Source organism: Phaeovulum sp. W22_SRMD_FR3 (genome assembly GCF_052113705.1).
In the GTDB taxonomy this organism is placed as follows: Bacteria; Pseudomonadota; Alphaproteobacteria; order Rhodobacterales; family Rhodobacteraceae; genus JBGQOG01.
This window is the reverse complement of record NZ_JBGQOG010000015.1, coordinates 96,577-122,043: the sequence shown is the minus strand read 5'-3', so window position 1 is coordinate 122,043 and position 25,467 is coordinate 96,577. Positions and strand designations below refer to the sequence as shown.

Sequence of the window (25,467 nt, the reverse complement as noted above, 5' to 3'; positions counted from 1 at the left end):
CACCCGGCACCCGGCACCCGGCACCCGGCACCCGGCACCCGGCACCCGGCACCCGGCACCCGGCACCCGGCACCCGGCACCCGGGATGGCTATGCGCTGACATCCGCTAAATGGTCCGCGATGATATCCGCGCCGCCCGGATCGGCATGCTTGCAGCCCGCCAGATGAGGTTCGCCACCCTCACCCCAAACGGCGCTCCTGTCCCGCGCGCAGCGCGGGCCAGGCCTGCCCTGCGGTCAGTAGCTGCGGATCAATCCGACCAACCGGCCCTGCACATGCACCTGATCGTCGCGCAGAATACGGGTTTCATAGGCCGGATTGGCCGCTTCAAGGGCAATCATGCCACCGCGCCGGCGAAAACGCTTGAGGGTCGCCTCATGGCCTTCCACGAGTGCCACCACGATCTCGCCATTCTCGGCGGTCGTCTGTTCGCGGATGATCACCACATCGCCGTCGTTGATCCCGGCCTCGATCATGGAATCACCCTTCACTTCCAGCGCGTAATGCTGGCCCTTGCCCGACAGCATCGACCCGGGCACCGTGACGTGATGCGAGATCTCCGAGATCGCCTCAATCGGGACACCCGCGGCGATGCGTCCCATCACCGGCAGTTCCAACGCATGGATCATGCTCACAGGCGCCGTCTCTCTCGGGGCAGACATCCGGCCGGTGGCGGCCTTCGGCATCGGCTCTGACCCGGCATTTGCTGCCGGAAGTTTCGAGGAGAATCCGGGCTTCTCCATCGCCTCCGGCAGCTTCAAAATCTCGATCGCCCGCGCCCGATGCGCCAGACGCCGGATAAACCCGCGTTCTTCCAGCGCCGTGATCAGCCGGTGGATGCCGGATTTTGAGCGCAGATCCAGCGCCTCTTTCATTTCGTCAAAAGACGGCGGCACCCCGTCGCGTGCCGTGCATTTCTGGATATATTCCAGCAGTTCTAATTGCTTGCGGGTCAGCATCCGGGGTCACTCCAGCACTCTGTTCGGGTATGTTCCCTTAAAGTTCTGACACTGTTCTCTTTTCGTGTCAAGTCAGAGTGGCAGGTAGTGCACCAGATCTCCGGCGCGGGCGGGGCCAGCGCCCAAGGGGCGGATCAAGAGCGCATCCGCCTCGGTCATCAGCCGCAAAAGCGCGGAATCCTGGTTGCCCATCGGCGCAATATCCGGCAGCCCGGACGCTTGTGGCGCCAGCTTTGCGCGCATGTAATGGGTGCGCGGGCCGGTCTCGGGCAGGTCCTGCGCAAGGCGGGCGGTCAGCGTAGTGTGACCCGCCGGCAGGCCCTGCAGGGCGGCCAGCATCGGGCGCAGGAACAGCTCCGCACAGACGATGGCCGAGACCGGATTGCCCGGCAGGCCCAGCATCGCCGCCCGGCCCATACGCCCCGCCATCAGCGGTTTGCCCGGCCGCATGGCAATTTTCCAGAAGGCCCGCTCCAGCCCCAGGTCGGCGGCGACCTTGCCCACCAGATCATGGTCCCCCACCGATGCCCCGCCCGAGGTGACGATCAGATCGGCCCCCGCCGCCAGCCCAAAGACCAGCCGCAGGCTCTCTTCGCTGTCGCGCGCGATGGGCAGCATCCGCACCTCGGCCCCGGCCTCCTCGGCCATGGCGGCAAGGGCAAAGCTGTTGGAGCAGAGGATCTGATCCGGGCCGGGGGCCTCGCCGGGCATCACCAGCTCATCGCCGGTGGCGATGATCGCCATCACGGGGCGGCGATACACCTGCAGTTCGGCCACGTTCATCGCGGCCAGTAGGCCGAGATCACGGGCGCTGAGGCGGCGGGGGGCGGGCAGGCTGTCGCCCGCGCGGAAATCCTGCCCGGCGGCGCGGATATTGGTGTTTTTCTCAGGGCTTTCCGGCAGGATCAGCGTATCGCCTTCCCGCGTCACATGCTCTTGCACCACCACCACGCCCGCCCCCGCGGGCAGCGGCGCGCCGGTAAAGATGCGGATCGCCTGACCCGGGGAAAGGGCGCGGGTAAACCCGTGCCCCGCACCGGCCTCGCCGATCACCGTCAGCCGCGCGCCGGGGCGGTTGTCCGCCGCGCAGATTGCATAGCCATCCATCGCCGAGGCGTCAAAGGGCGGCTGATCCAGCCCTGCCACGGCAGGCAGGGCCAGCACCCGGCCGCGTGCGGCGCGCAGGGGCAGGGTTTCCACCGGCAGCGGCTGCACCAGGGCCAGAACGCGGGAAAGGGCCTCTTCGACCGGGATCATTTCTCTGCCTCGTAACGCCCGGATTTTCCGCCGTCTTTCAGGATCACCCGGATCCCCTCGATCACCATGTTCTTGTCGGCGGCCTTCAGCATGTCATAGACCGTGAGCCCCGCGACCGTAACGGCGGTCAGCGCCTCCATCTCGACCCCGGTCTGGCCGGTGGTCTTCACCTCGGCGCGGATGCGGACCCCGGGCAGGGTGGCGTCCGGCGTCAGATCCAGCGTCACCTTGGTGATCGGCAAGGGATGGCAGAGCGGGATCAGCGCGGCGGTCTGTTTCGCCCCCATGATCCCCGCCAGCCGCGCAACCCCCAGCACATCGCCCTTTTTCGCGCTGCCCGCCTGCACCAGCGCCAGCGTCTCAGAGGCCATGCGCACCGCCCCTTCGGCCACCGCCACCCGCGATGTCACCGGCTTGTCCGAGACATCGACCATATGCGCCTGACCCGCGGCGTCGAAATGCGTGAGGCTCATGCCGCCCCCAACAGGCTGCGGGTGGCCCCTGCCACATCCTCCTGCCGCATCAGGCTTTCGCCGATCAGGAAGCGGCGCGCGCCGACATCGGCCATCGCGGCAAGGTCGGCGGGGGTGAAAAGGCCGCTTTCGCAGACAATCTCTCGCCCCTCGGGGATATGCGGGGCCAGATCGCAGGTGGTGTCCAGCGTCAGCTCAAAGGTCTTCAGGTTGCGGTTGTTGATCCCCATCAGCGGGGATTTCAGCATCAGCGCCCGGTCGAGTTCTTCGCGGTTATGCACCTCGATCAGCGCATCCATGCCGTAATGCGCGGCGGCATCCTCCAGCTCGGCGGCGAGCGTGTCATCGACCGAGGCCATGATGATCAGGATGCAATCGGCCCCCCAGGCGCGGGCCTCGGTCACCTGATAGGTGTCATAGATGAAATCCTTGCGCAAAGCGGGCAGGGTGCAGGCATCGCGGGCGGCGGCCAGAAACTCCGGCGCGCCCTGAAACGACGGCGCATCGGTCAGCACCGAGAGGCAGGCGGCACCTCCGGCCTCATAGGCCTGGGCGAGGGCGGGCGGGTTGAAATCGGCGCGGATCAGACCTTTAGAGGGGCTGGCCTTTTTGATCTCGGCGATCAGACCATAGCCCCCGGCGGCGACTTTGCGGCTGAGGGCGGCGGCAAAGCCACGGGTGGGGGCGGCGGCGCGGGCCTCGGCCTCAAGCCCGGCCAGGGGGCGCGCCTGTTTGGCGGCGGCGATCTCTTCGAGTTTATAGGCTTTGATCTTGTCGAGAATATCCATGCGCGCCTCCTGAAACTTGCGCGAAGGGGTCGCGCTAAATGCCGCCCATGTCAAGCGATGCGGGGTTTTCGGGCGGGTTTTAGGTGGCGGTGGTCAGGCGGGCGCGGCCCGGTGGCGCAGGTCAGACGGCGCGGGCCAGATGGCGCAGGTCACGCGGCGGACCAGTTGATCTCCGGCTCTCCCCGCGCAGCGAGCCAGCTGTTGATCGCCGAGAAGGGGCGCGAGCCGAAAAAGCCCCGCCGCGCCGAGAGGGGCGAAGGATGCGGCGTGGCGATCACCAGATGCGGCGGTTTGGCGGCCGCTGCCGCCGCCTTTTGCGCGTGCGCCCCCCAGAGGAGAAAGGCGCGGGGGCGGGTGGCCGCCAGCTCGGCCAGCACCTGTGCGCTCAACCGCTCCCAGCCCCAACGGGCGTGCGCCCCCGCCGCGCCGGGCATCACCGAGAGCGCGGTGTTGAGCAGCAGCACCCCCTGCCGCTCCCATCCGCGCAGGGTGCCGTCCGGTGGGCAGGCGCCGCAATCCCCGGTGACTTCACGGAAGATATTGACCAGCGAGCGGGGCAGCGCCGTGCCCTTTGCCACCGCAAAGGCGCGGCCGATGGCGTGGCCGGGCGTCGGATAGGGGTCCTGGCCCAGAATGACCACCCGCACATCGTCGGGGGCAAGCGCGTCCAGCGCGGCAAAGACCCGCGCAGGCCCGGGAAGCCAGCCGGGGGCATCGTGCAGACGGGCTTCGAGACGCGGCCAATCCTCCCGAAAGAACGGCAGATGCGCCCAGGCGGCGGGCGGAACCATCGGGCCGGTCATCCGCGTCTTCCCGCGATGGGGCACAGAGGCCCTGCGGGATCAAAGGTCACCCCCCGCGCTCTCACGCGACGGGTGCCGCTGCTTTCAGCATCTCCAGCTTGGCCTTGGCCGCGCCGGAATCGATGCTCTCGCGCGCCATCGCCACGCCCTCTTTCAGATCACCGGCTTTCCCGGCGACGACCAGCGCGCCTGCGCTGTTCAGCAGCACCGCATCGCGGTAGGCCCCGGCAGCGCCGTCCAGCAGCGCGCGGAAGGCGGCGGCATTCTCGGCAGGCTCGCCGCCGACAATCGCCTCAAACGGATGCACGGGCAGGCCCGCCTCTTCGGGGTGCAGCTCAAATTCAGTGATCGCGCCGTCCTTCAGCGCCGCCACCCAGGAGATACCGGCGATTGACAACTCATCCGTGCCATCGCCGCCATGCACCAGCCAGGCCGCGTCGGACCCGAGCGCTTGCAAGACCTCGGCCATCGGCCGGATCCAGTCGCGCGAGAAGGTGCCGGTCAGCTGGCGTTTCACCCCGGCGGGGTTGGTCAATGGCCCGAGGAGGTTGAAGATCGTCCGTGTGCCAAGCTCGGTCCGCGTCGGCATCACATGCCGCATGGCAGGGTGATGCACGGGGGCCATCAAAAAGGCGATGCCCGCCGCATCCAGCGTCTTTTGCGCCAGTTCCGGCGTGGTCATCACATTGATGCCCATCGCGGTCAGCGCATCCGCCGCACCGGATTTCGACGACAGATTGCGGTTGCCATGCTTGGCCACCACCACCCCGGCGCCCGCCACCACAAAGGCGGTCGCGGTCGAGATGTTCAGCGTGCCCTTGCCGTCGCCGCCTGTGCCGACGATGTCCATCGCCCCCGCAGGCGCGGTAATGCGGTGGCATTTGGCGCGCATGGCGCGGGCGGCGGCGGCGATCTCTTCGACCGTCTCGCCGCGCGTGCGCAGCGTCATCAGGAGGCCGCCGATCTGGCTGGGCGTCGCCGCCCCCTCGAACAGCGCCTGAAACGCGGTCTCGGCCTCGGCCGAGGTCAGCGGGCGGGTGGCGGCAAGGCCGATCAGCGGCTTCAGCTCGCTCATGCGGCGGCCTTGGTGGCGATGCCCGCCATGGTCAGAAAGTTGCGGATCATCGCGTGACCATGTTCCGAGGCAATCGATTCCGGGTGGAACTGCACGCCCTGGATCGGCTTTTCACGGTGCTGCAGGCCCATGATCATCCCGTCTTCCAGCCATGCGGTGACCTCGAGGCAATCGGGCAGGCTCTCGCGTTCGACGATCAGCGAATGATAGCGGGTGGCGAGGAAAGGCGAGGGCAGGCCCGCGAAGACACCTTTGCCCTCATGGTGGATGGTGCCCATCTTGCCATGCACGATCTCGCCCGCGCGGATCACCTTGCCGCCAAAGGCCTCGCCAATCGTCTGATGGCCAAGGCAGACGCCCAGCAGCGGGGTGTTGGTTTCGGCGGCAGCGGCGGTCAGCGCGAGGCAGATCCCCGCCTGCGCCGGATCGCAGGGCCCGGGCGAGAGCACGATGGCCTGCGCGCCCATCCCCATCGCCTCTTGCACATCCAGCGCGTCATTGCGGCGCACGACAACATCGGCCCCCAACTCGCCAAAATAGTGGACAAGGTTGTAGGTAAAGCTGTCGTAGTTATCTATCAGCAGAAGCATGGCGCCGCATTTCCGTGAAGGGCCGGCACATCAGGGGGTGAACCGGGCATTTCGTCGGGCTATAAATGGTCAGAGCCGCGCGCCGGGGTCAAGGGCGCAGGCGCAAGGAACATGAGAGAGCGGGCGGAAAGCCCGGCAAACGGGGGCAGAATGGGTCGCGGCATTTTCACGGGTTTTGTGGCGGGGGGCATGGTGTCCGTGCTGGCGCTGTCGGTGGCGTCGCTGATGGCGCCTTTGCCGCCGTCGGTGCAGCTGGCGGGGCTGCCGCAAGCGCCCCTGGCCCCCGATGCGCCGCCGAGCGCGTTGCCCGACAGCCTGCCGCCGCGCGGTGACGGTGGCGAAACGGGCGCCGGCGCCCCGCCTGCGCCGATGGATGCGGGACCCGAAATGACCGCCCCGGCAGAAGATGGCGTGGCGCCGGAGACTGCGGAGGTCAAAGGCGCGGGACAGCCGGGCCTGACGGGTGACGGCCCGGATCATGGCAGGGGTGACAGCTCGGATCATGGCACGGATGACGGCACGCTGGCGGAGCTCGGTGATTCTGGCGCCACCGCCGCGCCGGGGGCCGGTCCCGCCGCGCGTCCGGGCACCGTGGCACCTGCCACAGAAGCCACCGGGATGGCGCCGGGCAGCGCCTCTGCGCCACCGGCGGAAACGGCACAGGGCCCGGCCGGGGTGCCCGAAGCGATTGAGGTCCCCGCCGGGTCGGAATTTGCCCGCCGCCCCGAGGATGCGCCGATGCGCAGCCCCGAGGTGATGGCGCCCCCGCAGGTGGCCGCCGCCCCCGCCACCGCGCCGCAAGTGCCGATGGGGGGCAGCGAGGGCAGCCCGATCCTGACCGAGACCGCCCCCGCTGCCCGCCCCGAAAGCACGCTCGCCGCGCCCGAGCCGGTCTCGGGCAGCGGGCCGGTGATGGCCGCCGCGCCCGCGGCGCCGGGGGCAGAGGAACCGATTCCCGTGCCGCCGCCGGGCGAGGTGGAAACCCCCGCTCTGGCGCCGGTGGAAAACCCGCGTCTGCCCGGCCCGGCACCGGTGCAACTGCCCCAGCCCGCCTTGCCACGGGTTTTGCCGCCGCCTGCCACACCGGGGGATGGTGCGGCGATGTTTGAAAACGCGCCGGGCACGCAAGCGGCGCCGGAGAGCAGCGCCCCGGAGCCCGCCCTGCAGGCAGGGGCGGCGCCCGCCCCGGCAGTAGGCGAAGTGGCCCCGGCGGAGGCTGATATTCCGCAGCCGGGCTTTTCCAATGCCCCCGGCGTGGCGGTCAACCGCCTGCCCAGCATCAGCGCGCCGGGCGAGGGGACACCGGATCCCGATGCCCCGGAAGCCGCCGACCTGACGCCGCTGACCCCGGAGGCGGCCAGCGGCCCGCGCCGGGCGCTGCAGATCTTTGCCGCCGATGCGGTGCTGACGCCGGACCTGCCGGTGATGTCGGTCGTGCTCGTCGATCCCGGTGTCGCGGCGGGGGGGGTGAGCACCGAAACCCTGGCGCGGCTCGGGCTGCCGGTGACCATCGCGCTGGACCCGACGCGCGCCGCGGCACCCGCTGCGGCCGATGCCTATCGGGCCGCGGGGCTCGAAGTGGCGATCCTGGCCGCCGCCCTGCCCGCAGGCGCCAAGCCCAGCGATGTTGAGGTGGCGCTGGAAGACTGGCACCGTCAGTTGCCGGAGGCGGTGGCGGTGGTGGAGCCTGCCGCGCCGCAGATCCAGAACAACCGCGTGCTGGCGCAGCAGCTGGTCAAGGCGCTGGCGGCGGATGGTCTGGGCCTCGTCACCCAGGACCGGGGCCTGAACGCCGCCTATCAGCTGGCCCCGAGCGAGGGGCTGGGGCAGGCGCTGATCTGGCGGGTGCTTGACGCGGGCCGCGAAAGCGCTCCGGTGATCCAGCGCACGCTGGAACGCGCGGCTTTTGAGGCCGAGCGGGATGGTTCGGTGGTGGTGATGCTGACGGCCTGGCCCGACACGGTGGAGGCGCTGCAGCAATTCGCGCTGTCCAGGGGGCAAACGCTGACGCTGGCCCCGGTCTCGGCGGTGGCGCTGCGCAGCCCGTTGGTCCCCTAAGGCGGTTCAACCGAAAAACGCCTGATGCATGATCCGGCCGGGGAGCAGCGTGAAGCCTCCGGCCAGGATCAGGCTGAAGCCATAAAGCTGGATCATCATGCGCCGGTGAGCGGCCCGTTGATGGCGGCGCGCGCAGGTCAGGCCGCGCCACAGCGTCACCAGCACAAAGACCGAGAGCAGATGGATGGGGCCGAAGGGGCCGATCATCCGGCGTTCATGGATGAAAAAGCTGGAAATGGCCTCCACGGCCATGATGCCGACCCACGATAGCCCAGAAGCTGATGCGTCCTGCTTCCCTTGGGCCGGGCGAATTGCACCGCGCCCAGCCCCAGGGCCAGAAAGGCGCAGAGGGCAGGCAGGGGGATCGGGTTCCCGGCCGTGGTCAGGGGCGCGAAATCCATTGGTGCCTCACGCGGGTTGGGGGAGGGGTATCTGCGTCAAGGCGCATCTATCCTGCGCCAAAGATGGAGCGCGGGCGGCGCGGGGTGCCAACACGCGGACACGGCTCAGGCGTCGCCCCCCGAGACCAGCCCCGAGACCAGCCCCGACACCGGCCCCGACATCGGCGATGACCGCAACGCGCCACCTGCGGCAGGGTGCGGGCGCGGACAACGCGGCCCTGTCGTCACCCGCAGGAGATTGCCCGCGCGCTCTGGGTGCTGAGGGGCCGGTGACCACGCACCGGCCGCTCTGATGTCGTCAGCGCCCTGCTTTCGCAAGGGCTCTGCTTTCGTCTGGGTTTTGCTTTCGTCAGGGCCCCCATGCCCGGACAAGGCCCGCGCATGGTACCCGTTCCCGCGCCCCTCCGGGCGAGGTGCCAAAGCGCTCAGAGATTGCCGCGGCGCGCGAACATGCCCGCGCTTTCGGCAGCTTTCATCATCGCCATCGCCTTGTTCACCGTTTCTTCGAACTCGGCCTCGGGGTCGCTGTCAAACACCACGCCGCCGCCCGATTGCACATAGATCTTGGCGTCCTTGACCACCGCCGTGCGCAAAGCAATGCACATGTCCATCTCGCCATTGGCGGCGAAATAGCCGACCCCGCCGCCGTAGACGCCGCGCTTTTCCGGCTCCAGCTCGTCGATGATCTCCATCGCCCGCACCTTCGGCGCGCCCGAGACGGTGCCTGCGGGCAGACCGGCCAAGAGGGCGGACAGGGCATCCTCGCCCTCGGAAATCTCGCCCACCACGTTCGAAACGATGTGCATCACATGGCTGTAGCGCTCGATGATGAACTTCTCGGTCGGATGCACCGTGCCCACCTTGGAGACACGGCCCACATCGTTGCGCCCGAGATCCAGCAGCATCAGATGCTCGGCCAGCTCCTTTTGATCCGACAGAAGATCGGCCTCCAGCGCGCGGTCCTCTTCCGGCGTCGCCCCGCGCTTGCGGGTGCCCGCGATCGGACGGATCGTCACCTCACCCTCGCGCAGCCGCACGAGAATCTCCGGGCTGGCGCCGACGATCTGGAAACCGCCGAAGTTCACGAAGAACATGAAGGGCGAGGGGTTGGTGCGCCGCAGCGAGCGGTAGAGCGCAAAAGGCGGCAGCGGGAAATCCTGCACCCAGCGCTGGCTCGGCACGCATTGGAAGATGTCGCCCGCGCGGATGTACTCCTTGGCCTTCTCGACGGCGGCCAGATAGGCCTCTTTCGAAAAGTTCGAGACCGGCGCGCCCACCGGGGTCGCGTCCCCCAGATCGCGGGTCTGCGGCGGCTGGCGGTCGAGATCGCGGAGCGCATCCATCACCCGCTCGGCGGCCTGCGCATAGGCGGCGCGCGCGGACATGCCGGAGGCGGCCCAGGCGGGGGCGCAGAGCGTCACTTCGCCCTTCACCCCGTCGAGCACGGCGACCACAGAGGGGCGCATCAGCATCGCATCCGGCACGCCCAACGTGTCAGGATTGACGTTCGGCAGATGCTCCACCAGCCGGATCATGTCATAGCCGAGATAGCCGAACAGCCCGGCAGAGGCCGCGGGCAGATCCTCGGGCATCTCGATCCGGCTTTCGGCAATCAGCGCGCGCATCTCGCTCAGCGGATCGCCGGGCAGGTCGACGAAACTGTTGTCAAACCGCGCCTGACGGTTGATCCGGGCCTGCGTTCCGCGGCATTCCCAGATCAGGTCCGGTTTCATGCCGATGATCGAATAGCGCCCGCGCACCTCACCCCCCGTCACACTTTCCAGCATGAAAGTGTTGGTGGCGGCATCGGTCAGCTTCATCATCAGCGAGACCGGGGTGTCGAGATCGGCGGCCAGACGCGCAAAGACCAGCTGGTTCTCGCCGCGTTGCCATGCCGCTTCGAAAGCCTCGAACGTGGGGGAAAGGGTCGCCATGATATCCTCCTCTGGACGGGCTTCGATGTGCCGGGGCAGGGAATTTGCCTATGCCCCGGCGGGAGCGGTTATTGCATCTGTGCCTGAACCGCGTTGATGGCGGTGGCGTCGATTTTCAGACCGGCCTCGGCCTGTGCGCTGCGGGCGTAAAGGTCGATGATGTCCTGCGCGATGCCTTGCGAGAGCTGTTGCTCGACCGAGGCGCGGGTCTGCTGCACGATCGCATCCTCGGGATTGGCGGTGATCACCGCGTTCAGCTGCACCACGGCCACGCGGCCGCCCGCATCCACCACACCGGCGGTGCCGGGGGCGAGTTTGAAGGCTTCATCGGCCAGACCCTCCGGCGCGCCTTCGACAAAGCCGCCCCGGGCCAGACGGCCGATGGTGCTGGCCAAAAGGCCCTGCGCGCCCAGATCCTTGCCCGCCGCGACGGCAGCCACCACCTCATCGGCACGCTTCAGCAGCGCCTGATGCAGCTGGTCCTTGTCCCAGGCGGCACGCACGGCCTCGGCGCTCTCCTCATAGGGGATCACGGCAGGGGGCACGATTTCATCCAGACGCAGCGCGAAAACCCCGCCATCCGACAGCTCTTTCAGCTCGGGGAAATCCTCGGCGGTGACGGCGGCGGCGGCGGTGCGGAACTCCGGATAGGCCGCAATGTCGTCATTGCTGGCGGCGGTCCAGTCAATCGTGGCCAGTTTCATCGCGCCATTGGCCGAGATGTCCTCAAGCGTGGCGCCCCCGGCCAGCTGATCCTCGATCCCGGCGGCCTGATCGGCGATCTGGCGGCGGGCGGCATCGGTGGCGGCCTCCGAGGCGAGATCGGCGCGGGCCTCGTCAAAGGTCACCTCTTGCGCGGCCAGAATGCCGTTCATCGAATAAAGCGTCGGCCCCAGCGGCCCGTTGATCGGCCCGACCACGCCCGGCTCGGTCAGCGCAAAAACGGCATCGCCTGCCGCGCCCAGCTCTTCCTTGGATTTCTCGCCCTGATCCACGTCTTCGAGCGAGAGGCCACGCTCGGCCGCCAGATCGGCAAAGGTCTTGGTGCCTGCATCGAAGGCTGCCTTGGCGGCCTCGGCGCTCGCCTGATCGGGATAGGTCAGCGCCTCGACCAGACGTTTCTCGGGGGTCACGAATTCGGCGATCCGCGCGTCATATTGCGCCTTCAGCGCCGCTTCATCCAGCTTGACCGTGTCGACCAGCATGTCCGGCGTCAGCTCGGCATAGGTGATCTTGCGGGTCTCCGGCTTGGTGAACTCGGCCTGATGCGCGTCGTGATAGGCGCGCAGCTCGTCCTCGCTCGGCGCGGGCAGGGCCTCGGCCAGGTCGGCGGCGGTCAGCTCGGCCCAGGAGACGGCGCGGCTCTCGGTGATGTAGGAGGTATAGGCCGCGACCTGCACTTCGGGCGCCTTGACGCCGCCCACCAGCGCGCCCTGCAGCACCGAGCGCGCGGCTTCCGCGCGCAGGCTCTGCTCAAAGCTCGCTTCGGTCTCGCCCTGCTGTTGCAGCGCCAGCTTGTAGGTCTCGCGGTCGAATTTGCCATCAATGCCCTGGAAGGCCTGCGCCGTCAGGATCTGGCGGCCGACCGCTTCATCCCCGACCGAGATCCCCAGCTTGCGGGCCTGCTCATCCACCGCCGCCTGCGCGAACAGGCGATCCTGCACCGCCTGGTCCATGCCCAGCATCTTGGCATCGTTCATGCCAACCGGCTGACCCATCTGCGCCTGCAGCGCCCGCAACTCCTGTTGCAAGGCACGGGCATATTCATTGGTGCTGATGCTGGTTTCGCCGACCGAGCCGATCGAGCGGACGCCGCCGGAGAAATTGGTCACGCCAAAGCCGCCAAGCCCCAGGACAAGCATCCCCAAGAGAATCCAGAAGACCGTATGCTTGCCGGTGCTGCGCAGAACGTTCGACATGGTATTCCTCCGTAGGGGCGGTGTTTTGCGGTGTTTAGGCGGTTCGGCAGGCGGCGGCAAGGCCGATGGCCCGCCGCCACGCCGAGGTGATCGGCCGTCAGAAGGTCACAGAAGCAAGGCGTTGCATCAAAGTGGCGATGCCGTCACGGTCGATATTGGCAAAAGCGATGCGCAATTGCCGCTGCCCGGCCGGATCGGTCTCGGGCATGAACATCGTGCCGGGCAGCGTCAGCACGCCCGCCTCGCGCACCAGCCGCCGGGCAAATTCCGGCGAGGGCAGGGCAGAGGGATGCTCGACATAGGCGAAATAGGCGCCGCAGCCGAGCATCTTCCAGCCTTCCAGCGCGGTGAAACCGGTTTCCATCGCCGCCCGCCGCGCCAGAATTTCGGCCCGCTCACCCGCGACCCAGTCGCGCAGATTGCGCATGCCCCAAAGCGCGCCGATCTGCCCCAATTGCCCGGGACAAATGGCAACGGTGTCGAGGAATTTCTCCACCTCCGCCATCCGGCTGCGGCTGGTGATCAGCGCGCCGACGCGGTGGCCGGTCAGGCGGTAGGCCTTGGAGAAAGAATAGAGATGGATGAAGCTGTCATCCCAGTCGGGATCGGCAAAAAGATCATGCGGCGCGCCCTCGCGGGCGTCAAAATCGCGGTAGGTCTCATCGAGGATCAGCGCGATGCCGCGCGCCCGGGCCAGCTCCAGAAAGGCGCGGACCAGTGCCGCGGGATATTCCACGCCGCCGGGATTGTTCGGCGAGACGAGCACAATCGCCCGCGTCCGCGGCCCGATCAGCGCCGCCGCCGCCGCCGGATCGGGCAGAAGACCGGCACCGGTGGCCAAGGGCACCGCCTTGATCCCCGCCATATCCAGCCACATTTTATGGTTGAAGTACCAAGGGGTTGGCAGAATGATCTCATCCCCCGCACCGGCCAGTGTGGCGGTCACGGCGCAAAAGGCCTGATTGCAGCCCTGGGTGATCGCCACCTGATCGGCGGCAATTTCCCCGCCATAGGCAAGCGACCATTGCGCCGCCACTTCCGCGCGCAATTCACTGTTCCCCAACACGGGCCCGTAAAGATGCGCGGCGGGATCGTTCAGCGCGGCCTCGGCAATCGCGCGGCGCAGCCCCTCGGGCGGGCTGTCGACGGGGGCGGCCTGGCTGACATTGATCAGTGGCCGCTCGGGCGGAAACACAACGCCATCCAGCCAACGGCGCGCCTCCATCACCGGCGGCGCAAAGGTACCGCCGAGCGCGGGATTGAGCGGAGTAAGCGTCATGGCAGCCTCATCATCCAAGAAAACCCGGCCCGTCAGACCCATCATCCAACGCGATCAGACCGCTGGATCTGGTCGCAGCCGCGCCCATTGCTTCGTTCAAAATATCCCCGCCGGAGGCTTCCGCCCTCACCACCGCCGCAGAGGGCCGCGAAGGGCCATACCGACACCAGGTGCCCTGAACCCTCAATCGGTGCCGCGGAACGGCTGCACATATTGCAGCGCCATGTCCCAAGGGAAGAAGATCCAGGTGTCCTGGCTGACCTCGGTCACATAGGTGTCGACCATCGGCTTGCCCTTGGGCTTGGCATAGACGGTGGCGAATTGCGCCTTGGGGTAAAGCTTGCGCACCAGCTCCAGCGTTTTGCCCGAATCCACCAGATCATCGACGATCAGGATGCCGGTGCCATCGCCCATCAGCTCGGCCTGCGGCGATTTCGTCACCACCGCCTCGCGCTGATCCTGATGGCTGTAGCTTTTCACCGAGATCGTATCCACGACCCGGATGTCCAGCTCGCGGCTGACGATCATCGCGGGGACCAGACCGCCGCGGGTGATGCCGACCACGGCTTTCCATTGCCCCTCGTTCGGGCCCTTGCCGTCCAGCCGCCAGGCCAGCGCCCGGGCATCCCGGTGCAGCTGGTCCCAGGAAACATGGAAGCCTTTTTCATGCGGAAGACGGTCGGTCATGGCCGGAGCCCCTCAGATGAGTTTACGTGAGCGCGAGTTTGGCACCGAGAAGTGCCAAAAGCCCGCCAAAAGTGCGGTCGATGGTGGTTTTCAGGTTCAGATAGCCGCGCTGGGTCCGCTCAAGCGAGAAAATCCGCGCAACCAGCACGTTCCAGCCCGCATCATTGACGAAGATGATCGCCAGAATGACGCCATAGGCCCAGAGCGGCGCCGAGGCGGGAACGAAGGTCAGAAAGATGGTGCCAAAGAAGATCGCGGGCTTGGGATTGGCCAGCTGCGTGGCGATCCCCTGCCAGACGAGGCCCAGCGGGCTGCGCGCCACCGTCCCGGCGGGCAGGTCGGTTGCCAGAGGCTCGGGCGCGTGGCGCCACATCTTGTAGGCGAGATAGAGAAAATAGGCAGCACCGGCGAATTTCAGCCCCGTCAGCAGGGCGGGGGCGACCTTGAACAGGATCGCCAGCCCAAAGAGCGCGGCAACGGCCCAGACACAGGCGCCAAGGCCGATGCCCACCGCCAGCCAGCTGCCGCGCGCAAAGCCCTGCGTCAGCCCGGTCCGGGCCGCCAGCAGCACCGCCGGCCCGGGGGAAATCGCGGCCGCCAGATGCACAAAATAAATCGCGACAAAGGCGGCCAGCGTCATCTCAGTGATCCTTGCGGCCGGTGACCACGTCGATATCGGGCGCATCCACCGCCTTCATGCCGACGACATGATAGCCCGCATCCACATGCAGGTTCTCACCCGTGGTCCCCGACCCCAGATCCGAGAGCAGATAGAGCGCGGCCTTGCCCACCTCTTCCTGCGTCACATTGCGGCGCAGGGGCGAGTTCAGCTCGTTCCACTTCATGATGTAGCGGAAATCGCCGATGCCGGAGGCGGCGAGGGTCTTGATCGGACCCGCCGAGATGGCGTTGCAGCGGATGCCGTTCTTGCCCAGATCCTCGGCGATGTATTTCACGCTCGCTTCCAGCGCGGCCTTGGCGATGCCCATCACGTTGTAATGCGGCATCACCTGCTCGGCACCGTAATAGGTGAGCGTCAGCAGGCTGCCGCCATTCGGCATCAGATCGGCGGCGCGTTTGCACACGGCGGTGAAGGAATAGACCGAAATGTCCATCGTCATGCGGAAGTTCGCCGCCGAAGTATCCACATAGCGGCCGCGCAATTCGCTCTTGTCCGAGAAGCCGATGGCATGGACGACAAAGTCGAGCGTGCCCCAGGCGTTCTTCAGGTGATCGAACAGCGCATCGAGCGAGCCTTCGTCCGACACGTCACATTCGATCATTTCGGTCGCGCCAATCGAGGCGGCCAGCGGCTCAACGCGCTTCTTCAGCGCTTCGCCTTGATAAGAGAAGGCCAGCTCCGCGCCCGCATCGGCCAGAGCCTTGGCAATCCCCCAGGCGATGGACTTGTCATTCGCAAGCCCCATGATCAGACCGCGTTTCCCCGCCATCAGATTGCTTGACATCTATGTTCCCCGCGCTTCCTTAATGCCGGGCAAGCAATAGGCGAAACCGTTCTGCGCATCAAGGCCGCGTGAGGGTGGGGGCGCCGCCGGGCCGCCCGGCAGTGATGACGGCAAATTCCCTGCGCGCCGCACGATCCCGGCGGCAGGCCCATGGACGGCGGAAGATGAGCGACAGAAGCGGAATTTTTGCGGGCGACGATCCTTTTGCGATCGCGCGGGCCTGGCTGGCCGAGGCCGAAGCATCCGAGGTCAATGACCCCAATGCGATTGCCCTCGCCACGGTGGATGCTGACGGGCTGCCCAATGCCCGGATGGTGCTGCTGAAGGAAATCGAAGGCACGCAGGCAGCGGGCGATGGCGCTTTCGTATTCTACACCAATTACGGCAGTGCCAAAGCGCGCGAGATTGAGGCGGCGGGGACGGCGGCCTTTGTGATGCACTGGAAATCCCTGCGCCGCCAGATTCGGGTGCGCGGCACCACCGAACGGGTGGAGGGACCGCAGGCGGATGCTTATTATGCCTCCCGTTCGCTCAAAAGCCGGTTGGGGGCCTGGGCCTCACACCAAAGTGAACCTCTCGCCTCGCGGATGAGCCTGATGGCGGAGGTGGCGAAGGTGACGGCGCAACTGGGGCCGAACCCGCCGCGTCCGCCCTATTGGGGGGGAATCAGAATTATTCCCAAAGAGATTGAATTTTGGGCAGATGGGGCCTTCCGGTTGCATGATCGCTTCCGCTGGCGGCGCTCTGCCGCCTGTGCAGAATGGCAGGTTGACCGGTTGAATCCGTAAAATTCGCGCTTCGTGAATTGCGTTGGTATGGAAAACCTTACTTTTTCGGCTTGAAACCTGAGCGCTCATTGTGACAGTTGACGGGCCTGGGGATGGGCGACTGAAAGCGGAAAGAATGACGCAAGAGCAAACAGACACCCGACACGTCCAAGGACGGGTGAAGTGGTTCGATCCAACCAAGGGCTTCGGGTTCATTTTGGACTCTGAGGGGGGGCCGGATATTTTGCTGCACGCCAATGTGTTGCGGAATTTCGGGCAAGGATCGGTGGCGGATAACGCCCAAATTTCGGTGTCCGCGCAGGTCACGCCGCGCGGCGTTCAGGCGATCGAGATTCTCGAGATCACGCCGCCTGAGGGTGACCAGATGGCCCCGATCGAGGATCTGGGGAACAATGACCCCGCCGAAATCGCGGCGCTGCCGCTGGAGCCTGCGCGGGTGAAGTGGTTCGACAAGATCAAGGGCTTTGGGTTTGCCAATGTCTTTGGCCGCCCCGAAGATGTGTTCATCCACATCGAGGTGCTGCGCCGGTCGGGTTTTGCCGATCTGGGCCCGGGCGAGGCGGTTTGCCTGCGGGTGATCGAGGGCAAGCGGGGCCGGATGGCCGCGCTGGTCCTGTCCTGGGAGACGGCGTTGCGTGAAAGCGCTTTGGCGGAGAGCGGCAGCGCTGCTGCGACGGACAGCACCGCGGCCAGGGAAAGCGCCACTGCATGAAGCAGCGCGCGGGCATGATGCGCCGGATCCTGATGCGGGCCACCGTGGCGCTGTCCTTGCTCGGGGCGGCGACCATGGTGCCGGGGCAGGCTCGGGCAGACGTGCAGTGCCAAAGCGATCAGGCGGTGTTTGCCACTGCCGCAGGCGGCGCGCGCTTTACCATCGAAATCGCGGATACTGAGGCGGAGCGGGCGCAGGGGCTGATGAACCGGCCCGCGATGCCCAGGTCGGCGGGGATGCTGTTCATCTATCCCAAGCCGCAGCCGGTGGCCTTCTGGATGAAGAACACGCTGATTCCGCTCGATATGATCTTCATGGATGCGGGGGGCACCGTGGTCAGCGTCGCGGCGCGCGCCCGCCCGCATGACGAGACGCCGATTCCGGGCGGCGAGGCCATTCAATATGTGCTGGAGATCAACGGCGGGCTGGCGCAGGCTCTGGGCATCGTGCCGGGGGTGTCGATGGCGCATCCGCGCATCGCGCCCGCCCATGCTGCGCTGCCCTGTTCCCGCCCGTAATTTTGGGCTTTCCCTTCGCCGGCTTGGCGGTTAGGAAAGGCGCGTCGGGGCGTAGCGCAGTCTGGTAGCGCATCTGGTTTGGGACCAGAGGGCCGTAGGTTCGAATCCTATCGCCCCGACCAGCTTTCCGCAGGTGGCCGTTCCTTGCACGCAGCGACATGGCGCGATGCCGCGCTGTGGTTGGCGTCGGACAGACCGCTTGCCATCGCAGCACCTTTGCCGTTTTTGAATGTCCCGCGCAGCCGCCCGCGGCGGATCAGTTCCGCGCGGGGCCGCCGCTGCACGCCAAGGCACCCAGCCATTGCGCCCGGCCAACGCGCAGCTTGCAGAGCTTTTCGTTCCGTCTGAAGTCTCCCCGAAAGACCTGGCCGAGCGGGAGCCGGTGTAAGGCAGGGGGGGCTTTGGCATGGGACCGATGTGGGGGGGACTGGCCCCGGCGGGGTGCCCGTCGACATTGCCCGGCTGCACTGCGCCCAAGATCCGCACCGCGGAGCGCGCGCTTGAGCCGCGAGGCTTTTGTTCTTAGAAACGGGAAGCCGACCCGTTGAAGGCAGTGCCAGCTCGGCAGGGAACCCAACATATGATCAGCTATGTCACCGTCGGTGCCGACGACATCCCGCGTGCAAAGCGCTTTTATGCGGCCTTCATGCCGGCGCTCGGATACGGTCTGCGGGAAGGCCCGGAGGGCCTGAGTTATGCGCTGCCGGTGCAACCGGGACAATCTGCCGTTTCCCCCGAGTTCTACATCAAGCCCACCTTCGACGGGCAGCCCGCCTCGGCGGGCAACGGCGCCATGACCGCCTTTCGGGCGCGCAGCCAGCAACAGGTCCGTGATCTTCACGCCGCCGCCCTGGCCGCTGGCGGGCAGGACGAAGGACAGCCGGGGTTCCGCGACGCCTATGGGCCGCATTTCTACGTGGGTTATCTCCGCGACCCGCAAGGCAATAAAATTGCACTGTTCTCCAGCAATTTGGACGAACCCGGGCGCGATTCCTGACGCCCCGGTTCCTGTCGCCTTGGTTCCTGACGGCGCTGAGCCTGCTGGCACGGGCCCTGAGGGATCACGGTTAGAAGGCGCGTCGCTTCAAGCCGCGCCGCGATGATCCTTCCTGCGGCACCCTGCGGGTGCGAAATGCACGAAACGCGGCATGAGGCCGCCCCGGTCGCGCGCGCGGATGGTCCGGGTGACGGCAGCGGGGCGTTGGTGAGGGGATTGTCGCTCGCGGGCCCCTGCGCCCGGCGCGGCGGGGGCCGAGATCCGGGCATGTGGCGCCGGACGCGAAGGCGCTGCCGTCTCGTGTGTCGGGCGGGGCGGTGGTCACCTGCCTCTGCCGTCAAGTGGCTGTTGTAAAAGGTTCATCCGCGCGTCACTCGGCCGTGATCCAGCGCCTCTATCGCAAGCGGCATGAATGAGATTGCACATATTCGCCAGACTGACATGCTGGACCACGCGCCGGGCGATACCGGATTGCACCTGAGCGGTCTGCGGCGGGAAATCGCTGGCCGGGTGATCCTGGAGGCGCTGGATCTGCACTTTGAGAGCGGGGCGCTGACGGTGATCCTCGGGCCGTCGGGCTGCGGCAAGTCAACGCTGCTGCGGCTGATTGCCGGGCTGGACAGCCCCGATGGCGGCAGCCTGTCTGCCGGTGGGCGGGATCTGACCGCGGTTCCGCCTGCCGCGCGCGACATTGCCATGGTGTTTCAGAATTATGCGCTGTTTCCGCATCTGACCGTCGCCGAGAATATCCTCTTTGGCCTGTCCTTGCGCCGGGTGGCGAAACCCGACCAGAGCCGCAGACTGGCCCGGGTTGTCGAGATGCTGGGCCTCGGCGGGCTCGAGCGGCGCAAACCGGCGCAATTGTCGGGCGGCCAGCAGCAGCGGGTGGCGCTGGCCCGCGCGCTGATCTCCGAGCGGCCGATCTGCCTGATGGACGAGCCGCTCTCGAACCTCGATGCCAAGCTGCGCGCCGAAATGCGGGCAGAAATCCGGGCGCTGCAGCAGCGGCTGGGGCTGACGATGATCTATGTGACGCATGATCAGGTCGAGGCGATGACCATGGCCGACAAGATCGTGCTGATGAACGCGGGCCGCATCGCGCAAGAGGGCAGCCCGGCGGCGGTCTATGCTGCGCCCGCCTCGACCTTTGCGGCGCGCTTTATCGGCATGCCGCCGATGAACCTTTTGCCGGGGGCGGCGCTGGGGCTGAGTGGTGCTGCAGCCGCCGAGACCATCGGCCTGCGGGCCGAGGATGTCCGGCTGGACCCGCAGGGTCTGCCCGCGCGCATCATGTGCCACGAATTCCACGGTGCCGACCTTTTTGTCACCGTCCTTCTGGGCGAGAGCCCGCTGGTGCTGCGCCTGCCTGCCCGCGCTGGTTCGCCCGCCAACACCGGCCTGCCCGGGGACGGGATCCTGCATCTGGGCTGGGACGCGGCGGCCCTGCACCGCTTCGACCCCGCCAGCGGGCAGCGGCTGCCCTGACCCGCCTTTTTACCCGAGCATTCGCAATCCCCTTTGACAAGGAACCTGCCCATGACGACGATTTCTCTGCGCGGCCTGACGCTGGGCGCGACCGCAGCGCTGGCTTTCTCCACCGCCCCGGTGCTGGCGCTGGATCTGCAGTTTTACTTCCCCGTCGCGGTGGGCGGCGGGGCGGCCACCACCATTCAGGAGCTGACCGATGCCTATATGGCCGCGCATCCCGAGGTGAAGATCGAACCCGTCTATACCGGCAGCTACACCGATACCATCGTCAAGGCGATGACCGCGGCCAAGGGCGGCAACCCGCCGCAACTGGCCGTGATCGGTGCGGCCGAGATGTTCAACCTGATCGGCGAGGATGTCATCGCGCCCTTCGACGATTACGTCTCAGAGGCCGACAAGGCCGCCTGGCTGGGCGGTTTCTACCCGGCCTTCATGGAAAACAGCCAGGCTTTTGACAAGACCTGGGGCATCCCCTTCCAGCGCTCGACCCCGGTGATGTACTGGAACAAGGACGCGTTCAAGGCGGCGGGGCTTGACCCCGAGCACGCCCCTGCCACTTGGGACGAAATGGTCGAGATGGCGCAAAAGCTGACCATCAGGGATACTGCGGGCAATGTCACCCAATGGGGGGTGCGCATCCCGACCGCCGGTTTCCCCTATTGGCTGTTCCAGGGCGTGGCGATCCCGAATGACGGCATTCTTGCCAGCGCGGATGGCACGCAAACCGCCTTCAACAGCCCGGAATCCGTCGAAGCCGCCGAAAAACTGGTTGCGCTGACCGGCGATCAGGGCGTGATGGAACAGGGCACGCTGGATTGGGGCGCCACGCCGAAAGCCTTCTTTGAAGGCAATGCGGCGATGATCTGGACCACCACCGGCAACCTGACCAACATCACCCAGAACGCGCCGTTCCCCTTCGGCGTCGGCTTCCTGCCCGCCGCCAAGCATTACGGCGCGCCGACAGGCGGCGGCAATTTCTACCTCTTCAAGGATTCCACCGACGCGGAGAAGAAAGCTTCGGTGGATTTCGTGAAATGGATGACCGCGCCGGAACAGGCGGCAAAATGGACCATCGCCACCGGCTATGTCGCCCCGCGCGCCGAAGACTGGGAGACCCCGGCGCTGAAGGAATATGCAGAGCAGGTGCCCGGTGCCCTCGTCGCCCGCGATCAGCTGCAATATGCCAAGGCCGAGCTGACCGTCTATCAGAACGCGCAGATCACCCAGATCCTGAACTCGGCGCTGGAGGCGATCATGACCGGCCAGACCGCGCCGAAAGCCGCGCTGGATGATGCCCAGGCCAAGGCGGATGCGATCCTGAAAGCCTATCGCTGAGCCCCGCGGGGCCACCCCCCGGGTGGCCCCCGTTTTCACCATTCCAGCCTCTTGGAACATGACAATGCGCCGCCAAACCCTGACCGCCTGGCTCTTGCTGCTGCCCGCCGTCCTGTTGCTGACGGTGTTTACGCATGGGCCTGCGCTGCGCACGGTGGTGGCGTCGTTTTTCACCACGCCGCATGGGCGGATCCCGTCGAAATTCGCCGGGCTCGACAATTACGCGCATCTGATCGCCGATCCGGTGTTCTGGCAGGCCCTGCGCAACAATCTCGTCTATGCGGGGATCACGATTCCGCTGTCGATGGCGCTGGCGCTCGTCATGGCGCTGATCGTCAATGACAGGCTCCGCGGCCGGGGCTTTTTGCGGATGGCCTATTTCACCCCCACCGTGCTGCCGCTGATCGCGGTGGCCAATATCTGGATCTTTTTCTACCAGCCAGGTTTTGGCCTGATCGACCAGATCCGCGGTCTTCTGGGCCTGCGGGCCAGCAACCTTCTGGGTCAGGGGGACAGCGCGCTTTATGCGATTTCCGCCGTGGCGGTCTGGAAAGAGGCGGGCTTTTTCATGATCTTCTACCTCGCGGCGCTGCAAAACATCCCGCAAAGCCTGATCGAGGCGGCGCGGCTTGAGGGGGCCAGCCGGCTGCAGATTTTCCGCCGGGTGACATTGCCGCTTTTGGCGCCGACCACGCTTTTCGTCGCGGTCAATGCGGTGGTCAACGCCTTCCGGCTGGTGGATCACATCTATCAGATGACCAGCGGCGGGCCGAACAATGCAACGACATTGCTGTTTTACTACCTCTATCAGGTGGGGTTTCAGTTCTGGGACACCGGCTATGCCGCCACGATCACCACAGTGCTGGTGCTCTTTCTCGCGCTGATCTCGATCGGGCAATTCCTGCTTCTGGACCGCAAGGTGCATTACCAATGACCCTGCATCTGGACGCGCTGCTGATCCGCCTCGGGGCCTGGGTGCTGGCGCTTCTGTGGCTGGCGCCGCTGGCCTATGCGGTCTGGACCGCCTTTCACCCCGCCGCCTATGAGACCCGTTTCGATCTCTTCGCGCCGCTGACGCTCGAAAATTTCCCCAAGGCCTGGGTGCAGGCCCCCTTCGCGCGCTATTTCCTCAACACCTTCCTGCAGGTGACCTCGATCCTCGCGGTGCAGCTGGTGGTGGGCACGCTGGCGGCCTTTGCCTTTGCCCGGCTGGAATTTCCGGGCCGCCGCCTCCTTTTCGCGCTCGTGCTTTTGCAGCTGATGGTCATGCCCGACATCCTGATCGTCGAGAATTATCAGACCATGCGCGCGCTGGGCCTTATCGACACCATCGCGGCCATCGGTCTGCCCTATATGGCCTCGGGCATGTGCATATTTCTCTTGCGTCAGACCTTCCTGACCATCCCGACTGAGCTGGACGAGGCCGCGCGGATGGAGGGGGCCAGCCTGCGCCATCTGATCCTGCGGGTCTATGTGCCGCTCGCCAAGCCCACCTATATCGCCTTCGGGCTGGTTTCGGTCTCGGCGCATTGGAACGATTTCATCTGGCCGCTGATCGTGACCAACTCGGTCTCGGCGCGGCCGCTGACGGTGGGGCTGTCGATTTTCTCGGCCGCCGACAGCGGCGTGCAATGGTCAGTGATCAATGCCGCGACGCTGATGACCTCGGCACCTTTGCTGCTGGGATTTTTCATTTTTCAACGCCAGTTCGTGCAGAGCTTCCTGCGCGCGGGCATCAAATAAGCCGGAGATTGTCATGGATTTGCCCCTGCTGGGACTGGCGCTGGACTACGCGGATTTCGCCCCTTTGCGCGACTGGATCATGGGCCCCGGCCGCGCGGTCGAGATACAGGATTTCGTGACGCCCGCCGCCGTGACGGGCGACTGGCGGCCCAAAGCCGCCGCCTGGGCCCGGGCGCTCGCGGGGCATACCGGTGAGATTGGCATCCACGGGCCGTTCTTCGGCCTCGACATCGCCAACCCCGACCCGGAGTTGCGGGCCGTCATCACCACACGTCTGCTGCAAGGGCTGGAGATTGCCGAGGCTCTGGGCGGCACGCATATGGTTGTGCACAGCCCCTTCACCTATTGGCATGTGCTGAACCGGCGCAATTATCCCGATATTCACGGGCAGATGCTGGCGGCGGCGGCCGAGTGTCTGGCGCCGGTGCTGGCGCGCGCGGACGGGATCGGCTGCACCTTGATGCTGGAAAACATCGAGGATGCGGATCCGGCGGACCGGCGGGCGCTGGTGGAAACCATCAACCACCCCAATCTGCGGCTTTCGATCGATACCGGGCATGCCGAGCTGGCGCATGGCCGCTACAACGCGCCGCCGCCGGTGGATTTCATCTCCGATGCCGGGGCGCTGTTGGGGCATGTGCATCTGCAGGATGCCGATGGCCATGCCGACCGCCACTGGCATCCGCTGGAGGGGCGCATCCATTGGGCACCGGTCATGGCGGCGCTTGCCCGTCTGCCCGTGCCGCCGCGCCTGATCATCGAGCCGCGCGACCGCTATGCGCTGATCCCGCAGACCGTCGCCCGGATGCAGGCGCTCGGCCTCGGCTGCTGATCCGCCCCCGTTTCTGCGCGCGGTGAACCGCGTTTGGTGGACTGCGTTTGAGGATGGCCTTGGGGGGATTGCGCGCGGGCGCCGACCTTTCGGGATCGAAAAGCGCGGGACGGTGGAAACCAAAGGCTGTGCGCCCTCGTTATGATGGGATGGCCCTGACCGGGGCGGTCGCACAACGGGGCAGAACCGGAGGATCCGATGTCAGGGCGCAGTTTCACCGTTACCGCAGGGCTTATGGCCGCTTGTGTCGTCAGTTTGCCAGCGGCACAGGCCGAAAGCATCAATGCGGGCGGGCGCGCCGCCCGCGATACGGCCCCCTTTCAAAGCCAGAAGGTGGCCGCGTTTGACACCCCCTGGGCCTTGGCGTTCTTGCCCGACGGGCGCTTGTTGGTGACCGAAAAGCCGGGCGGTGCCTATCTGGTGGGGCAGGACGGCGCAAAGACCAAACTAGCGGGGGTGCCGGATGTCGCCGCCTCGGGTCAGAACGGCCTGCTGGATGTGGCGGTCGCGCCCGACTTTGCGCAGAGCGGGCACGTCTACCTGACCTATGTCGAGCCAGCGGCCGAGGGTACGCGTCTGGCGCTTGCCCGCGCGACGCTGGTGGCGGAGGAGGGCGCGGCGCGGCTTGCCGATCTGTCGGTGATCTGGCGCCAGACCCCTGCCGGGGGCCGGGGGCAACCGGGCGGTATCATCGCCTTTGACCCGGCGGGACAGCATCTGTTTCTGACCGTCGGCGACCGGATGGAGCCGGAAACGGCGCAGGATCCCGACATGGCGCGGGGCAAGGTGCTGCGGCTCACCCTTGACGGCGGCATCCCCGCGGACAATCCGATGGCGGGCGAGGGCGGCGTGCGGGCGCAGACCTGGACGACCGGACACCGCAACCCCTACGGGCTGGCCTTTGCGGCGGATGGGAGGCTCTGGGCGCATGAAATGGGGCCGCGTGGCGGTGACGAGTTCAATCTGCTCAAGGCGGGCGAGAATTATGGCTGGCCCCGCGTCTCCAACGGCGACAATTACAGCGGCACCGCCATCCCCGATCATGCGACAGACCCGGAATTTGCGGCCCCTGCCGTTTACTGGACCCCGGTGATCGCGCCCGCGGGGCTGGCGTTCTATCAAGGGGATATGTTTCCGGCCTGGCAAGGATCGGCCCTGATCGGTGGCCTGGCCGCAACATCGCTGGTGCGGGTGAGCGTGGGGGCGGGCAACGCGGCGGATGAGGCGGAACGCTGGGAGATGGGCGCGCGGATCCGCGATGTTGCCGTGGCGCCGGATGGCGCGGTCTGGGTGATTGAGGACGCCGATCCGGGGGCATTGCTGCGCCTGACCCCGACGCCGTGATGCCGCGCCCGGCAGCGGCCC

At 66.7% G+C, this 25,467-nt stretch carries 25 protein-coding genes and 1 tRNA gene; 12 read left to right on the top strand and 14 right to left on the bottom strand.

Translation table 11 applies throughout. The features are described from left to right. Positions 1-236: 236 nt before the first annotated feature. From lexA to ACEN2S_RS17135, 7 genes are all read right to left on the bottom strand, one after another. Positions 237-959: a transcriptional repressor LexA gene (lexA, locus tag ACEN2S_RS17165; protein WP_441868138.1), complete on the bottom strand. Its 723-nt coding sequence runs from the start codon at positions 957-959 to the stop codon at positions 237-239. 72 nt (positions 960-1,031) lie between these two features. After that, a complete protein-coding gene (locus tag ACEN2S_RS17160) occupies positions 1,032-2,216 on the bottom strand; it encodes a molybdopterin molybdotransferase MoeA (protein WP_441868136.1) in 1,185 nt (394 codons plus the stop codon). Continuing rightward, positions 2,213-2,689, bottom strand: a complete 477-nt coding sequence (gene moaC, locus ACEN2S_RS17155; RefSeq protein ID WP_441868134.1) for a cyclic pyranopterin monophosphate synthase MoaC — start codon at positions 2,687-2,689, stop codon at positions 2,213-2,215. Before moaC ends, ACEN2S_RS17160 begins: the two co-directional genes overlap by 4 nt. Then, the gene (gene trpC / locus ACEN2S_RS17150) at positions 2,686-3,477 is read right to left on the bottom strand and encodes an indole-3-glycerol phosphate synthase TrpC (protein ID WP_441868132.1); all 792 of its coding nucleotides are present in this window, start codon (positions 3,475-3,477) and stop codon (positions 2,686-2,688) included. The genes moaC and trpC overlap by 4 nt, the downstream gene beginning before the upstream one ends. 149 nt (positions 3,478-3,626) lie before the next feature. Further along, a complete protein-coding gene (locus tag ACEN2S_RS17145) occupies positions 3,627-4,280 on the bottom strand; it encodes a uracil-DNA glycosylase (RefSeq protein ID WP_441868130.1) in 654 nt (217 codons plus the stop codon). A gap of 61 nt (positions 4,281-4,341) precedes the next feature. Then, positions 4,342-5,355 (bottom strand): anthranilate phosphoribosyltransferase, encoded by a 1,014-nt coding sequence (gene trpD, locus ACEN2S_RS17140; protein WP_441868128.1) that lies wholly within the window; start codon positions 5,353-5,355, stop codon positions 4,342-4,344. Continuing rightward, entirely contained in the window at positions 5,352-5,945 is a 594-nt protein-coding gene (locus ACEN2S_RS17135) for an anthranilate synthase component II (protein WP_441868126.1), read from the bottom strand. The genes trpD and ACEN2S_RS17135 overlap by 4 nt, the downstream gene beginning before the upstream one ends. Before the next feature lie 150 nt (positions 5,946-6,095). Here ACEN2S_RS17135 and ACEN2S_RS17130 point away from each other — a divergent pair, with 150 nt between their 5' ends. After that, positions 6,096-8,003 (top strand): divergent polysaccharide deacetylase family protein, encoded by a 1,908-nt coding sequence (locus ACEN2S_RS17130; RefSeq protein WP_441868124.1) that lies wholly within the window; start codon positions 6,096-6,098, stop codon positions 8,001-8,003. Between the two features lie 6 nt (positions 8,004-8,009). Here ACEN2S_RS17130 and ACEN2S_RS17125 read toward each other — a convergent pair whose 3' ends face one another. From ACEN2S_RS17125 to fabI, 7 genes are all read right to left on the bottom strand, one after another. Further along, a complete protein-coding gene (locus ACEN2S_RS17125; RefSeq protein WP_441868148.1) occupies positions 8,010-8,315 on the bottom strand; it encodes a DUF2306 domain-containing protein in 306 nt (101 codons plus the stop codon). Positions 8,316-8,829: 514 nt separating this feature from the next. Continuing rightward, complete coding sequence (trpE, locus tag ACEN2S_RS17120) at positions 8,830-10,338, bottom strand: anthranilate synthase component I (RefSeq protein WP_441868122.1); 1,509 nt, start codon at positions 10,336-10,338, stop codon at positions 8,830-8,832. Between the two features lie 68 nt (positions 10,339-10,406). Further along, entirely contained in the window at positions 10,407-12,257 is a 1,851-nt protein-coding gene (locus ACEN2S_RS17115) for a SurA N-terminal domain-containing protein (RefSeq protein WP_441868120.1), read from the bottom strand. Between the two features lie 97 nt (positions 12,258-12,354). Further along, positions 12,355-13,536 (bottom strand): aminotransferase, encoded by a 1,182-nt coding sequence (locus tag ACEN2S_RS17110; RefSeq protein ID WP_441868118.1) that lies wholly within the window; start codon positions 13,534-13,536, stop codon positions 12,355-12,357. Positions 13,537-13,719: 183 nt separating this feature from the next. After that, entirely contained in the window at positions 13,720-14,223 is a 504-nt protein-coding gene (gene gpt, locus ACEN2S_RS17105) for a xanthine phosphoribosyltransferase (protein ID WP_441868116.1), read from the bottom strand. A 22-nt stretch (positions 14,224-14,245) separates the two neighbouring features. Further along, positions 14,246-14,863: a LysE family translocator gene (locus ACEN2S_RS17100; RefSeq protein ID WP_441868114.1), complete on the bottom strand. Its 618-nt coding sequence runs from the start codon at positions 14,861-14,863 to the stop codon at positions 14,246-14,248. A gap of 1 nt (position 14,864) precedes the next feature. Continuing rightward, positions 14,865-15,689 (bottom strand): enoyl-ACP reductase FabI, encoded by an 825-nt coding sequence (fabI, locus tag ACEN2S_RS17095; protein ID WP_441868112.1) that lies wholly within the window; start codon positions 15,687-15,689, stop codon positions 14,865-14,867. A 164-nt stretch (positions 15,690-15,853) separates the two neighbouring features. Between fabI and pdxH the strand changes: the two genes are divergently transcribed. The 11 genes from pdxH to ACEN2S_RS17040 all read left to right on the top strand — a co-directional run bounded on the left by pdxH (position 15,854) and on the right by ACEN2S_RS17040 (position 25,446). After that, positions 15,854-16,477: a pyridoxamine 5'-phosphate oxidase gene (pdxH, locus tag ACEN2S_RS17090; protein ID WP_441868110.1), complete on the top strand. Its 624-nt coding sequence runs from the start codon at positions 15,854-15,856 to the stop codon at positions 16,475-16,477. A 115-nt stretch (positions 16,478-16,592) separates the two neighbouring features. After that, a complete protein-coding gene (locus ACEN2S_RS17085) occupies positions 16,593-17,189 on the top strand; it encodes a cold-shock protein (protein WP_441868108.1) in 597 nt (198 codons plus the stop codon). Continuing rightward, positions 17,186-17,707 (top strand): DUF192 domain-containing protein, encoded by a 522-nt coding sequence (locus ACEN2S_RS17080; protein ID WP_441868106.1) that lies wholly within the window; start codon positions 17,186-17,188, stop codon positions 17,705-17,707. Before ACEN2S_RS17085 ends, ACEN2S_RS17080 begins: the two co-directional genes overlap by 4 nt. 45 nt (positions 17,708-17,752) lie before the next feature. Next, a tRNA-Pro gene (locus ACEN2S_RS17075) sits at positions 17,753-17,829 on the top strand. A gap of 458 nt (positions 17,830-18,287) precedes the next feature. Next, positions 18,288-18,704, top strand: coding sequence for a VOC family protein (locus tag ACEN2S_RS17070; protein WP_441868104.1), 417 nt, complete (start codon positions 18,288-18,290; stop codon positions 18,702-18,704). A gap of 408 nt (positions 18,705-19,112) precedes the next feature. After that, on the top strand, positions 19,113-20,189 hold the full coding sequence (locus tag ACEN2S_RS17065) for an ABC transporter ATP-binding protein (protein WP_441868102.1): 1,077 nt from the start codon (positions 19,113-19,115) through the stop codon (positions 20,187-20,189). Between the two features lie 51 nt (positions 20,190-20,240). Beyond that, the gene (locus tag ACEN2S_RS17060; RefSeq protein ID WP_441868100.1) at positions 20,241-21,527 is read left to right on the top strand and encodes an ABC transporter substrate-binding protein; all 1,287 of its coding nucleotides are present in this window, start codon (positions 20,241-20,243) and stop codon (positions 21,525-21,527) included. 58 nt (positions 21,528-21,585) lie between these two features. After that, complete coding sequence (locus tag ACEN2S_RS17055) at positions 21,586-22,461, top strand: carbohydrate ABC transporter permease (protein ID WP_441868098.1); 876 nt, start codon at positions 21,586-21,588, stop codon at positions 22,459-22,461. Beyond that, positions 22,458-23,270 carry a carbohydrate ABC transporter permease gene (locus ACEN2S_RS17050; RefSeq protein WP_441868096.1) on the top strand — a complete coding sequence of 271 codons (813 nt, stop codon included), beginning with the start codon at positions 22,458-22,460 and terminating at the stop codon, positions 23,268-23,270. Before ACEN2S_RS17055 ends, ACEN2S_RS17050 begins: the two co-directional genes overlap by 4 nt. Before the next feature lie 13 nt (positions 23,271-23,283). Then, positions 23,284-24,102, top strand: a complete 819-nt coding sequence (locus ACEN2S_RS17045) for a sugar phosphate isomerase/epimerase family protein (RefSeq protein ID WP_441868094.1) — start codon at positions 23,284-23,286, stop codon at positions 24,100-24,102. Between the two features lie 198 nt (positions 24,103-24,300). Then, positions 24,301-25,446 carry a PQQ-dependent sugar dehydrogenase gene (locus tag ACEN2S_RS17040; protein WP_441868092.1) on the top strand — a complete coding sequence of 382 codons (1,146 nt, stop codon included), beginning with the start codon at positions 24,301-24,303 and terminating at the stop codon, positions 25,444-25,446. Positions 25,447-25,467 lie beyond the last annotated feature (21 nt).

What these genes read in the sequence shown, in the direction of transcription:
- trpD (WP_441868128.1), bottom strand. Translation starts at nt 5,355, where the DNA reads ATGAGCGAGCTGAAGCCGCTGATCGGCCTTGCCGCCACCCGCCCGCTG.
- ACEN2S_RS17110 (WP_441868118.1), bottom strand. Translation starts at nt 13,536, where the DNA reads ATGACGCTTACTCCGCTCAATCCCGCGCTCGGCGGTACCTTTGCGCCG.
- ACEN2S_RS17115 (WP_441868120.1), bottom strand. Translation starts at nt 12,257, where the DNA reads ATGTCGAACGTTCTGCGCAGCACCGGCAAGCATACGGTCTTCTGGATT.
- ACEN2S_RS17130 (WP_441868124.1), top strand. Translation starts at nt 6,096, where the DNA reads ATGGGTCGCGGCATTTTCACGGGTTTTGTGGCGGGGGGCATGGTGTCC.
- ACEN2S_RS17100 (WP_441868114.1), bottom strand. Translation starts at nt 14,863, where the DNA reads ATGACGCTGGCCGCCTTTGTCGCGATTTATTTTGTGCATCTGGCGGCC.
- ACEN2S_RS17145 (WP_441868130.1), bottom strand. Translation starts at nt 4,280, where the DNA reads ATGACCGGCCCGATGGTTCCGCCCGCCGCCTGGGCGCATCTGCCGTTC.
- ACEN2S_RS17060 (WP_441868100.1), top strand. Translation starts at nt 20,241, where the DNA reads ATGACGACGATTTCTCTGCGCGGCCTGACGCTGGGCGCGACCGCAGCG.
- ACEN2S_RS17160 (WP_441868136.1), bottom strand. Translation starts at nt 2,216, where the DNA reads ATGATCCCGGTCGAAGAGGCCCTTTCCCGCGTTCTGGCCCTGGTGCAG.
- gpt (WP_441868116.1), bottom strand. Translation starts at nt 14,223, where the DNA reads ATGACCGACCGTCTTCCGCATGAAAAAGGCTTCCATGTTTCCTGGGAC.
- pdxH (WP_441868110.1), top strand. Translation starts at nt 15,854, where the DNA reads ATGAGCGACAGAAGCGGAATTTTTGCGGGCGACGATCCTTTTGCGATC.
- moaC (WP_441868134.1), bottom strand. Translation starts at nt 2,689, where the DNA reads ATGAGCCTCACGCATTTCGACGCCGCGGGTCAGGCGCATATGGTCGAT.
- ACEN2S_RS17080 (WP_441868106.1), top strand. Translation starts at nt 17,186, where the DNA reads ATGAAGCAGCGCGCGGGCATGATGCGCCGGATCCTGATGCGGGCCACC.
- ACEN2S_RS17055 (WP_441868098.1), top strand. Translation starts at nt 21,586, where the DNA reads ATGACAATGCGCCGCCAAACCCTGACCGCCTGGCTCTTGCTGCTGCCC.
- ACEN2S_RS17085 (WP_441868108.1), top strand. Translation starts at nt 16,593, where the DNA reads ATGACGCAAGAGCAAACAGACACCCGACACGTCCAAGGACGGGTGAAG.
- ACEN2S_RS17070 (WP_441868104.1), top strand. Translation starts at nt 18,288, where the DNA reads ATGATCAGCTATGTCACCGTCGGTGCCGACGACATCCCGCGTGCAAAG.
- ACEN2S_RS17050 (WP_441868096.1), top strand. Translation starts at nt 22,458, where the DNA reads ATGACCCTGCATCTGGACGCGCTGCTGATCCGCCTCGGGGCCTGGGTG.
- fabI (WP_441868112.1), bottom strand. Translation starts at nt 15,689, where the DNA reads ATGTCAAGCAATCTGATGGCGGGGAAACGCGGTCTGATCATGGGGCTT.
- ACEN2S_RS17135 (WP_441868126.1), bottom strand. Translation starts at nt 5,945, where the DNA reads ATGCTTCTGCTGATAGATAACTACGACAGCTTTACCTACAACCTTGTC.
- ACEN2S_RS17045 (WP_441868094.1), top strand. Translation starts at nt 23,284, where the DNA reads ATGGATTTGCCCCTGCTGGGACTGGCGCTGGACTACGCGGATTTCGCC.
- trpC (WP_441868132.1), bottom strand. Translation starts at nt 3,477, where the DNA reads ATGGATATTCTCGACAAGATCAAAGCCTATAAACTCGAAGAGATCGCC.
- trpE (WP_441868122.1), bottom strand. Translation starts at nt 10,338, where the DNA reads ATGGCGACCCTTTCCCCCACGTTCGAGGCTTTCGAAGCGGCATGGCAA.
- ACEN2S_RS17040 (WP_441868092.1), top strand. Translation starts at nt 24,301, where the DNA reads ATGTCAGGGCGCAGTTTCACCGTTACCGCAGGGCTTATGGCCGCTTGT.
- ACEN2S_RS17065 (WP_441868102.1), top strand. Translation starts at nt 19,113, where the DNA reads ATGAATGAGATTGCACATATTCGCCAGACTGACATGCTGGACCACGCG.
- lexA (WP_441868138.1), bottom strand. Translation starts at nt 959, where the DNA reads ATGCTGACCCGCAAGCAATTAGAACTGCTGGAATATATCCAGAAATGC.